We start from the raw sequence: 10,164 nt of genomic DNA on the forward strand, positions 1-10,164 counted from the left end.
CCGCCGGGCTTCCCTGGAGCTGGGTGATGGCGTAGGTGGTGCGCACCACCGCGCCGAGCTCAGGGCTGAGTCGCGGCAGCGCGCGGGTGAGCAGACCGCGCAGCGAGCCCGCCCGCGCGAGGACCCCCCGCATCGACCGCGGCGCGTGCGGGGCGATCTGCTCGAACATCTCGACGGTGAGGTCGTGGACCGACGCGGGCGCCGGAGTGTCCTCGATCGCGAGGATCGCGCGCGCGAGGATGCCGGGCGCCGACGTCCGCGGGGGCGTCGACGCATGGCCGCCGGCGCTCGACGCCGTGAGCCGGACCGTCAGCGCGCCCTTCTCGGTCGCGCCGATGACGGCCAGCGGCTGCTTGATGCCCGGGAACGCCCCGGTGGCGACGGCTCCGCCCTCGTCGACGGTGAGCCACGGCTCGATGCCGCGCTCGCGCAGCAGCGCCGCGAGCGCCTCCGCACTAGCGTGCGAGGCCTCCTCGTCCGCGCCGAAGAACAGGAGCACGTCGCGCGCAGGAGTCCAGCCGTCCGCGAGCAGCCCCTCGACCGCCTCGAGCAGGGTGATCAGCGCGCCCTTGTCGTCGAGAGAGCCGCGCCCGTGGACGTGTCCGTCCGCGATCACACCGTCGAAGGGAGGGTGCTCCCATCCCTCGGCCTCCCAGTCGGCGGGCACCGGCACGACGTCTTGGTGGGCCATCAGCAGCACCGGCCGCTCGGAGCTCGCCCCGGGGATGGAGAGCAGGAGCCCGGCGCGGCCGACCACCTCGACCTCGGCCGCCGCGAAGGTCGTCGCGAAGGTCTCCTCGAGAAAGGTGCGCAAGAGGTCGAAGGGCGCGCGAACGGCGTCGGACAGGGGCCCGTCCGGGGGTGTCACCGTGCGGATCCGGATCGCCTCCGCCAGGTGCTGCGCGGCCGCCTCCGCCACCGGGTTCGGGACGTCCGGCGAGTCGGAACGGCCCCGCCTCCGCAGCCTCATCGTTCCGCCTCATCAGTGCCGGTCGCGGTCGCGTCGCCCGCCGCGGTCGGCTCCGCCGCATCCTCGAGCGTGCTCGCCATCGGCACCCCCGAGCCGGGCACGCCCGCCTCGGCGACCAGCGCATCGGCGCTCGAGGTGAAGGCGACCTTGGGCACGGCGAAGAGGAACACCATGGCGACCAGCGCGGTGCTGCCGCAGATCGCCCACACGGTCATGTACCCGGACTCGGAGCCCGCGGTGGACTCGCCGCCGTCGAGCGCCGCTGTGGCGCCGGATGCCAGAGCGATCGCGAAGGCCGCAGACGCGAACGCGCCGCCGATGGTCTTCGTGGTGTTCGTGAGACCGGTGGCGACGCCGGTGTGCTCGGGCGGCGCGGCCGCGGCGGCAGCGGCCGGCAGCGCGGCGACCAGCGCACCGGACCCCAGGCCCGCGACCACCATGCACGCGGTCACCTGGGCGACGCCCGCGTGGAACGGGATCAGCGCGAGGTATCCGGTCGCCACCAGGGCCGATGCGGCGATGAGCACCAGGCGCGGCGTCAGCAGGGCGGAGATGCGGGCGAAGATTCCGGCGCCCACGAGAAGCGAAAACACGTACGCGCCGATCACGTACGAGGCGGTCGCGGACGTGAGGCCCAGTCCGTAGCCCACCTCGTCAGGGTTGGTCCGCGCGAAGGTCGACAGCGGGCCCTGGGCGCCCAGGACGGAGACGCCGAACAGCGCGGCGGTCACGATGACCGGCCACAGCGACGGGCTGCGCATCATGGTCATGTCGACCAGCGGGTGCTCGGTGCGCTGCTCGACCTTGACGAACAGCCACAGCCCGGCCGCCCCGGCCACGACCATGCCGATCACCCAGACGGTCACGCCGTCCACACGCACCAGCGACAGCCCGCTCATGATCGCCAGCAGCGCGACGGTGAGGATCGCGGTGCCGCGCGTGTCGATGGTGCCGCCGCCGCGGACGCCGGTGTCGGGGACCTTGAAGAGCACGACCGCGAGCGCGATGGTCACCATCACGGCCGGCACCAGGAGCGCACCCCACAGCGGGAGCAGACCGCCCAGCTGGCCGCCCGCGAGCGCGCCGAGGATCGCGCCGGCCTGGAGCGCGACCACGATGATGCCGGCGCCCTTGCGCGTGAGTGCGGGTCCGTCGGGGCGCGACCGGGCGCGCGAGAAGATGATCGCGACGTTGAGCGGCAGCCAGACCACGTAGAAGCCCTGCAGAGCCCACGCGATCACGAAGACCGGGAAGGTGGGCGCGAACGCGATGCCGAAGCTCGCGAGCATGGTCACCACGAGCGACGCGATCAAGATGCGACGGTGGCCGAACATGTCGCCCATGCGGGCCATCACGGGCACCACGATCGAACTGAGCAGCAGCTGGGCGGCCTCGAACCAGTTGACGTCGGCGTCGTTGATGCCCAGGCTGCGGGCGATGTCAGTGAGGAGCGGGGTGTAGTAGCCCTGGATCACGCCCGAGGTGGCCTCGACCACCACGAGCGCGCCCACGACTCCGCCGGCGAGGGCGGCACGGGAACGAATCATGCGCCCATGGTCCCATCGTTACGTTTCGCTCGGGTGTCCGTGCCGACTCGCCTGGAAGACCCCCGTGGTATCGGAGGGCCCTCGTGGCCGCATCGCGCATCGGCCCACCGCACCCCATCTCACGCAGGAGTCTGGCGGACGCTTCACGCCATCACCCACTCGAATCCTCCACACGGCCAGCGGCGCGCCCGGATCACTCGACCTTCTCGTCCACCGCGTCGCCCACCGACACGCCATCACCGGACTCAGCCACCTCATCGGCCTCCTCCTCGACCCCCGCGGCGTGCGAGCGCCGCGACGCCCCCGCGACCGCCACGATCGCGATCAGCGCGGCGATGCCCGCGATCCCCCAGCGCAGCCAGGGGTTCGCATCCGCGCCATAGGACAGCAGCACCACGGCCGGCGCGATGAGCAGCGCGACCAGGTTCATCACCTTGATGAGCGGGTTGATCGCCGGGCCCGCGGTGTCCTTGAACGGGTCGCCGATGGTGTCGCCGATGACCGTCGCCTCGTGCGCCGGCGAGTACTTGCCGCCGTGGTGGCCGTCCTCGACGATCTTCTTCGCGTTGTCCCACGAGCCGCCCGAGTTCGCAAGGAACACGGCCATGAGCACGCCGGTGCCGATCGCCCCCGCGAGGAAGCCGGCAAGAGCGCCCACGCCCAGGGCGAAGCCCACGAAGATGGGTGCCATGGCGGCGAGCAGGCCGGGGGTGGCGAGCTCGCGCAGGGAGTCGCGCGTGCAGATGTCGACCACGCGGCCGTACTGCGGACGCTCCTCGCCGGTCATGATGCCGGGGTGCTCGCGGAACTGGCGGCGCACCTCGAACACGATCGCGCCGGCCGCGCGCGTCACGGCGTCGATCGCCAGGCCGGAGAACAGGAACACCGTCGCGCCGCCGATGATCACGCCCACGAGCGTGAGCGGGTTGATGATCTCGTAGGAGAAGTCGTCGAGCGAGGCGGCCGCGTCGCTGATCGCCGTGGTCACCGCGTCCTGGTACGAGCCGAACAGCGCGGTCGCGGCCAGCACTGCGGTCGCAATCGCGATGCCCTTGGTGATCGCCTTGGTGGTGTTGCCCACGGCGTCGAGGTCGGTCAGCGTCTGCGCGGCCTCGTCGTCGACCTCGCCGGACATCTCAGCGATGCCCTGCGCGTTGTCGGACACCGGCCCGAACGTGTCCATCGCGACGATCACGCCCACGGTGGTGAGCAGTCCGCAGCCGGCGAGCGCCACGAGGAACAGCGCGAGCGTCACGGAGCCGCCCGCGACGAAGAACAGGATCACCACGGCGCCGGCGATCACGGTCGCGGTGTAGACGGCGGACTCGAGCCCGATGCCGATTCCCGACAGCACCACCGTCGCGGCTCCGGTCCGCGACGTTTCCGCGACCCGGCGCGTGGGCTTCTTGGCGGTGTCGGTGAAGTAGCCGGTGAGCCACAGGATCAGGCCAGCGAGCCCGATGCCGACGAAGACCGCGACGGTCGCCATGATGCGGGGGTCGCCGGACTCGTCGGCGATGGCGTCGGTGCCGACCTCGGCGAACGACGACGGCAGGTACACGAAGGCGGCCACGGCGGCGAGAACGGCGCCGATCGCGGCGGAGACGTAGAAGCCGCGGTTGATCGCCGCGAGTCCGGACTCGCCCTTGCGGACCTTCGTGATGAAGACGCCCACCGCGGCGACGATCGCGCCGATCGCCGTGACGATCAGGGGGAACACGAGCCCCTGCTCGCCCATCGCGGCCTTGCCCAGGATCAGCGCCGCGACCAGCGTCACGGCGTAGGACTCGAACAGGTCCGCGGCCATGCCGGCGCAGTCGCCCACGTTGTCGCCCACGTTGTCCGCGATGGTCGCGGCATTGCGCGGATCGTCCTCGGGGATGTGCTGCTCGACCTTGCCGACGAGGTCCGCGCCCACGTCAGCGGCCTTGGTGAAGATGCCGCCGCCCACGCGCATGAACATCGCGAGCAGCGCCGCTCCGAAGCCGAAGCCTTCGAGCACCGCAGCTGCCTCCCCGCGGTACAGGAACACCACCGCGGCCGCGCCCAGCAGGCCCAGGCCCACCACGGACATGCCCACCGCGCCGCCGGTACGGAACGCGATGCGCGCGCCGTTCGCGCGGCCGGAGTCCTGCGTCGCGGCGTACGCGACTCGCACGTTGGCCCGCACCGCGAGCCACATGCCCATGTAGCCGATGGTCGCGGAGAAACCCGCGCCCAGCAGGAAGAACACCGAGCGGCCGATGCGCACGCCAGCATCGCCGGGCAGCAGGAACAGCAGCGCGAACACGATCGCGGCGAACAGCACCAGCGTGCGGAACTGGCGGTTCAGGTACGCCGATGCGCCCTCCTGGACCGCGCCCGCGATCTCCTTCATCTTGGGGGTTCCGTCGGCGGACTTGAGCACCTGCTGACGCAGCACGAAGGAGAAGATCAGCGCGGCGGCGGCGATCGCTCCGATGACGGCGACGATGGTGAGACTGGACCCGCCGACCTCGAGGTCGGTCGTGACTGCGGTGGGCATTCGTCCTCCTTGACGAGTCCTTTGCGCGACCTCGTTGTCGCGCTACCGGCTATGCGGGGAGTCTAGGGGACGATGGGACCGCGAGCGAGGGACACCCGAGGGCGACCCAACGTTTTTCGCAGGTTGTGCGTCGACATTGCGAGAAACCGACAGGACCGACTCAAGGCCGAGACTCCGGAGGGGACATGTCTCAGTGGCAGGACACGATGGAGGCGCTCGTGCGCGACCGAGAACGCGCTCTGCTCTCCTACGCGTACCTGGTCTGCGGTGACCCCGTGCAGGCCCAGGACCTCGTGCAGGACGCGCTCGTGCGCACCTTCGCGAGGGAGCGCAAGGGACTGACCGCGGTCAAGGCCGAGGGCTACGTGCGCCGGGCCATCACCACCACCTTCGTGGACCAGTACCGCCGCAGCCAGCGGTGGCAGCGGGTCCAGCACCTGTTCCGGCCGGACGCCTACGCGCCCGACCGGATGGGCCAGGTGGAGGCGGGCTCTGAGGTGGCCGACGCGCTGGCCACGTTGCCGCCCCGCGTGCGGGCATGCGTGGTGCTGCGGTACTTCGACGACCTCACGGTTCCTCAGGTCGCACGGACGCTCGGCATCGCCGAGGGAACCGTGAAGCGCTACCTCAGCGACGGGCTGGGCCAGCTGGAGCTGGCGCTCGGACCGCTCGAGGACGCAAATACGGCCGATGCGGCCCGGGCTCCCGTGGCCTCGCGCCGCTCGCAGGAAGGGAACGAACGATGAAGCTCTCAGACGCACTGAGGGGCGCCGCAGACCGCGCGCCGGTGGACGATGCGACCGTCGCCGTGGGCGCCGTCGCGGGCCGGGTGAAGCGCCAGCGCGCCGTGCGCGCCGGGTCGACCGGTCTCGTGGGCGCCGGCGCCGTGGCGGTGCTCGCGTTCGGCGCGGTAGGGCTGCCGATGGCCGGCTCCGACGAGTCCGACGACAGCGTCAGCATGGAGGCCGGGGCGGACGCCGCCATGGACGACGGCGAGATCGCGACCGAGGAGAGCCTCGAAGGCGCCACCGCCGACTCGCGCCTGGCGTTCGCGCTGTGCGGCGGCACCGTCGATAGCCAGGAGTTCGGCGAGCCGAGCATTGCTCTCGCCACCCGCATCGGCTCTGACGAGGTCGAGCCGGGCTCGTCCGTCGAGGTGTCGTTCGACGCGACCGCGCTGGCCGATGTGGACCTGCTCACCGCGGGACCCGACTACGTCGTGACCTGGGACGGCATCGTCGTGGGCGCGATCCACGAGAGCCCCCTGTTCGCGTACGGGCCCGCCGACGAGATGGTCGAGCACCCGGATGGGCTGCAGGACGTGGTCCTCGCCGAGGGCGAGACGTCGACCGCGACGTACGAGGTCGACCTCGTGAACTGCTGGGACGGCACTCCGCTGCCCTCCGGAAAGTACGAGATCCACGCGTGGCAGAGCTTCGCGAGCACCGCGGACTCGACGGGCGACGGAGAGATGACTCCGGAGCCGAGTGCCTCTGAGGAGGTCGTGGAGTCGATGCCGGACGACGGCTCCGACGATGCCGGTGACGCCAGCGGGGGCGGCGAGGGCGACGGCATGGCAGACAGCACCGTGTCCTCCGGTGAGCCCGGGCCGGTGTCCCCGGACGCGAGCGCGCTCGTGCTCGAGCAGTTCCGAGTCGCGGCCCAACCCGTAGCCCTCGTCATTGGAGGCGAGCCCGTCGATGATCCGTTCGCGGACTACCTGACTCCCCTTGAGCCGGAGCCCGCTCCGGAACCCGTCGAGCCCGAGCCGCTGCCCGACGGCTATCTCACTCCTGAGGCGGCGCGCGAGCTGTTCGACCAGACCCGCGCGGGCTCGACGTGGTCCATGGCGGCCGGGACGCAGCGCTGGGTGGTGTCCTACGACGCCCGCCGCATGGATGAGGAGCAGCAGTGGTACGGCTGCGTCTGGGGCGACGGGCAGGACGCGCGCTTCCCGTCCGAGTCTGCCGAGATGGGGCTGCTCGACGTGAGCGTCGACCTGCCGACGTCGATCTCGGTGAGCTACGGGTTCGTGGTCGATGGCAACCCGGTGGTCTCGAGCGAGGTGCGCAACGTCTCCGACTACACGATCCCGAACTTCTGGGATTCCGCGCAGCCCGCGCTGTACCTGGTGCAGGACGGGCGCGTGGTCGCCGAGGGGTATCCCGAGAGCCTCGATCGCGGGGGATACGGCATCGAGCGGGCGATGGACGGGGCCGCCGTGGACGAGTTGTCCGTGCTCCCCTGGCCCGGGGGCGACGGACTGCTCGAGCCCGGTGAGTCCACGGCCGGCGACTTCCTGTGGCGCGACGTGAACGGGTGCGCCAGCGAGGATGGCTCGTGGCAGGTGGGCCCGGGAACCTACACGGTGCTGACCATGCAGTCGCTGAGCCTCAGCAACGACGCGTGGATCGCCTACGGCGACGTCGCCTACAACGACGTCGCCGAGGACATCGAGGCCGAGCAGCAGGCGGTGCTTCTCGACCGTGCAGGCGACGGGGACGATGCGGTGGATCTGCCCACCATCGAGTCGCCCGGGATTGGCGGTGCCGCGACCAGCGGCTCGTCGGGTTCGTCGGGCCTGGCCGACGTGGGAGAGGAGCCGGACACCGACGTCGCGATCGCGCCGGCACCGGACGGTGAGTATGACTGGATCGACCTCCAGGTCTGGACGTCGCTGGGGACAGTGACCGTTCGCTGAAGAAGTGCCTGAGAATTCACCGAAATCTCTCCCGCCAGCGTGCCCGCTTGTGCAAGGATGTCGCCAAGAGCGTGGCCCGGTCCACTGCGGGCGACGTCGCACAGCCCCCGGGGGCGGCGTGACCCCCTCAGCCGCGCCGCCTCCGGGCTCACCTTCGCGCTGACCCCGGCGCCTCACCCCGTGTTCCTCGGTCCCGCCACCGCCACCGCCGAGACACCGTACACGGTCGCCTCAGCGGTGACATCTGCGCCCCGCACGACGCACGAGGCCAGCTCAGCCTCGACCGCTCGTGCGACCCTGCGCGCGGCTTCGCACGCGACACCGTCGGGGATCTGCGCCGAGGCCACGGCCGTCCGGGCCTGACGGGCGCCCGCCAGAGCTGCGGCGTCGGCCGCGTGCTGGGCGAGCACGCGCGCATGCGCCTGCCCCGCCAGGGCCACCACGGCGGCGCCCAGCACCAGCGCTACCACCACCAGTGCCAGCGCGAGCACCGTCGCCGAGCCTCGCTCGCTCATGGTTCGATCACCGCCACCGATCGGCCGCGTGCGTGCGGCAGCCACCCGCGACCAGGCAGCGTCACGGCGACCGCCACCGTCGAAACCGAGGTGTTCACCTCGACCACGGCGCCGCTCACGACTCGTTCCACGGCCGCACGAGCGGCCGCCGCACCCTCCACGGCAGCGACTCGAGCCCCGAGCGCCGAGGCATCGGCCGCTATCACCGCATTCCGCGCCCACGCGACGGAAGCGAGCACCAGGCCCAGCACGAGCACGACCGCGGGCAGCGCGGCGGCCAGCTCCACCGACACCGACCCACGGTCGGCCCGGGTGCTCACCCGAACGCGGACCGGAGAATGCCGGCCAGCAGCTCGCGGACCTCGTCGGACCTCACCAGGGCGATGAGGATGCCCGCGAAGGCCGCCGCGGCGACCGTCACCAGCGCGTACTCCGTGGTCGCCATGCCGGAGTCGTCTCGCCACCGGTCCATCCATCGGATCATGTCTCTCCCTTCCGCCCCGGCGGCCGCCGGGGACAGCGCCAGCATCGGCGCTGTGGCTTCCGGCTGCTCGGCCGGAGTCCCCCTTCTGGGGACGACGCGGAGGGGTGGCGACATGGGGACGGCTCACGGTGCCGGAGCAGGCACATCGAGGTCGAGGTCGAGGACTCCGCCCAGGTCACCCAGGCCGGCTCCCGCCACCACTGCGTAGACCATCGGCACCACGCCCGCGAGGGCGAACGCGGGGAGAAGACACAGGGCCAGCGGCAGCGTGAGCCGGACGCCCAGCTCCCCCGCGGCTCGCTGGGCCCGCCGCCGCTCGTCACGGTCCAGGCGCGCGGTCGCGGCGGCGATGCCTGGTCGGGCAGGCGCCCCCGTCTCCACCGCGAGCGTGAGCGGCCGCCGCAGCGCGCCGAGCACGGTGTGCGGTGCGGAGTCCGAGCCGCGCCGCTCGCGACGTGCGAACCGCGCGGCGGGGCGCGACGTGCCGCGGCGCCGGGCGCCTCGTGCCGTGCCCCCGCCCCACGGGCCCGGGGTTGCTGGACCGTCACCGGCGGCGCGGTCGAGCGCATCGGCCAGCTCGACGAGCGCGCGCCCGCCGTGCTCGTCCACCACGCCTGCCACGCGGCGGCACGCGTCACTCACGGGCATGCCCGTGCCCAACGCGGCGTCCACCAGCGCGCACGTGACAGCGACCGGGATCTCGGCCCGCGCATCGGCCATTCCAGGACCTCCGGCCGCGCGCACCATGCGCGCCATCCACCGCGCTCCACCCCACGTCAGCCCGGCGGCCGCGGCGGCGAGCACCCAGCCCGCCGGGGACATCACGAGCGTCCTCACTGCTCTCGGATCGACGAGGGCGGCCAGGCCCACTCCGACGAGCGGCAGCCTCCGCAGGATCTGTGCGCTCATGCGTGGGCCCGCGAGCGCGGCCTCGGCGGCATCGCGGGCGACCGCGACTCGAGCGAGGGCCTCGTCGACCGCCATGAGCACGCGCGCGAGCGGTGCCCCGACCTCACGGGCCAGGCGGGATCCTGCGAGCGCGCAGCGGGCTGCCACGGCGTCGCCGCCCAGCCGGTCCACCCGGGGCAGGCCCTCGGCGTCGACCTCGACGCCCGCGGCCGCCCACGCGCGCGAGGGGTCCATGCCGGAGCGCAGGAGCGCCGTGACGTCCGCGAGCACAGCCGCCGCGTCGGGGCCACCCCCTCGCGCACCGTGCCGGGCCGTCGCTCTCACGCGACACCCCACCCCAGGCCGCGCGCAAGCTCGGCGTACGCAGGTCCCGCAGACATCGCGCCAGTCGGCGTGCGACGGAGCGCGATCCTCACCTCGAGGGACCCGGTCGCTCGGGTCGGCAGCGACACCGCCGCGAGCACCCGTCCCGTCGCCGTGCGCTCGACGTGGAGGATCGCGTCGAAGGCGGCGG

10 protein-coding genes are annotated in these 10,164 nt (G+C 72.4%); 2 read left to right on the plus strand and 8 right to left on the minus strand.

The window, feature by feature from the left end:
* From QZ483_RS10275 to QZ483_RS10285, 3 genes are all read right to left on the minus strand, one after another.
* On the minus strand, positions 1 to 970 hold a 970-nt coding region (locus tag QZ483_RS10275; protein WP_297083641.1), incomplete at its 3' end, for a M20/M25/M40 family metallo-hydrolase.
* Positions 967 to 2,517, minus strand: a complete 1,551-nt coding sequence (locus tag QZ483_RS10280; protein ID WP_297083644.1) for an MFS transporter — start codon at positions 2,515 to 2,517, stop codon at positions 967 to 969. The genes QZ483_RS10280 and QZ483_RS10275, both read right to left, overlap by 4 nt.
* Before the next feature lie 193 nt (positions 2,518 to 2,710).
* Positions 2,711 to 5,041, minus strand: a complete 2,331-nt coding sequence (locus QZ483_RS10285) for a sodium-translocating pyrophosphatase (protein ID WP_297083646.1) — start codon at positions 5,039 to 5,041, stop codon at positions 2,711 to 2,713.
* Between the two features lie 185 nt (positions 5,042 to 5,226).
* Here QZ483_RS10285 and QZ483_RS10290 point away from each other — a divergent pair, with 185 nt between their 5' ends.
* Together QZ483_RS10290 and QZ483_RS10295 are read left to right on the plus strand one after the other, a co-directional pair.
* Positions 5,227 to 5,787, plus strand: coding sequence for a SigE family RNA polymerase sigma factor (locus QZ483_RS10290; protein ID WP_297083649.1), 561 nt, complete (start codon positions 5,227 to 5,229; stop codon positions 5,785 to 5,787).
* The gene (locus tag QZ483_RS10295) at positions 5,784 to 7,742 is read left to right on the plus strand and encodes a hypothetical protein (RefSeq protein ID WP_297083651.1); all 1,959 of its coding nucleotides are present in this window, start codon (positions 5,784 to 5,786) and stop codon (positions 7,740 to 7,742) included. The genes QZ483_RS10290 and QZ483_RS10295 overlap by 4 nt, the downstream gene beginning before the upstream one ends.
* A 173-nt stretch (positions 7,743 to 7,915) precedes the next feature.
* On the opposite strand, the gene QZ483_RS10300 is transcribed toward QZ483_RS10295, so the two are convergent.
* From QZ483_RS10300 to QZ483_RS10320, 5 genes are all read right to left on the minus strand, one after another.
* A complete protein-coding gene (locus QZ483_RS10300) occupies positions 7,916 to 8,257 on the minus strand; it encodes an Rv3654c family TadE-like protein (RefSeq protein WP_297083652.1) in 342 nt (113 codons plus the stop codon).
* On the minus strand, positions 8,254 to 8,550 hold the full coding sequence (locus tag QZ483_RS10305) for a hypothetical protein (protein ID WP_297083654.1): 297 nt from the start codon (positions 8,548 to 8,550) through the stop codon (positions 8,254 to 8,256). The genes QZ483_RS10300 and QZ483_RS10305 overlap by 4 nt, the downstream gene beginning before the upstream one ends.
* A gap of 23 nt (positions 8,551 to 8,573) precedes the next feature.
* Entirely contained in the window at positions 8,574 to 8,741 is a 168-nt protein-coding gene (locus tag QZ483_RS10310) for a DUF4244 domain-containing protein (protein ID WP_297083656.1), read from the minus strand.
* 123 nt (positions 8,742 to 8,864) lie between these two features.
* On the minus strand, positions 8,865 to 9,974 hold the full coding sequence (locus QZ483_RS10315) for a hypothetical protein (protein WP_297083658.1): 1,110 nt from the start codon (positions 9,972 to 9,974) through the stop codon (positions 8,865 to 8,867).
* A partial coding sequence (locus QZ483_RS10320; RefSeq protein ID WP_297083660.1) for a hypothetical protein occupies positions 9,971 to 10,164 on the minus strand: 194 nt, incomplete at its 5' end. The genes QZ483_RS10315 and QZ483_RS10320, both read right to left, overlap by 4 nt.

Origin of the sequence: uncultured Demequina sp. (assembly GCF_913055775.1) — a bacterium.
Lineage (GTDB): Bacteria > Actinomycetota > Actinomycetes > Actinomycetales > Demequinaceae > Demequina.

Coding starts and splice junctions, on each gene's coding strand:
- QZ483_RS10280 (WP_297083644.1), bottom strand. CDS start 2,517: ATGATTCGTTCCCGTGCCGCCCTCGCCGGCGGAGTCGTGGGCGCGCTC.
- QZ483_RS10285 (WP_297083646.1), bottom strand. CDS start 5,041: ATGCCCACCGCAGTCACGACCGACCTCGAGGTCGGCGGGTCCAGTCTC.
- QZ483_RS10290 (WP_297083649.1), top strand. CDS start 5,227: ATGTCTCAGTGGCAGGACACGATGGAGGCGCTCGTGCGCGACCGAGAA.
- QZ483_RS10295 (WP_297083651.1), top strand. CDS start 5,784: ATGAAGCTCTCAGACGCACTGAGGGGCGCCGCAGACCGCGCGCCGGTG.
- QZ483_RS10300 (WP_297083652.1), bottom strand. CDS start 8,257: ATGAGCGAGCGAGGCTCGGCGACGGTGCTCGCGCTGGCACTGGTGGTG.
- QZ483_RS10310 (WP_297083656.1), bottom strand. CDS start 8,741: ATGATCCGATGGATGGACCGGTGGCGAGACGACTCCGGCATGGCGACC.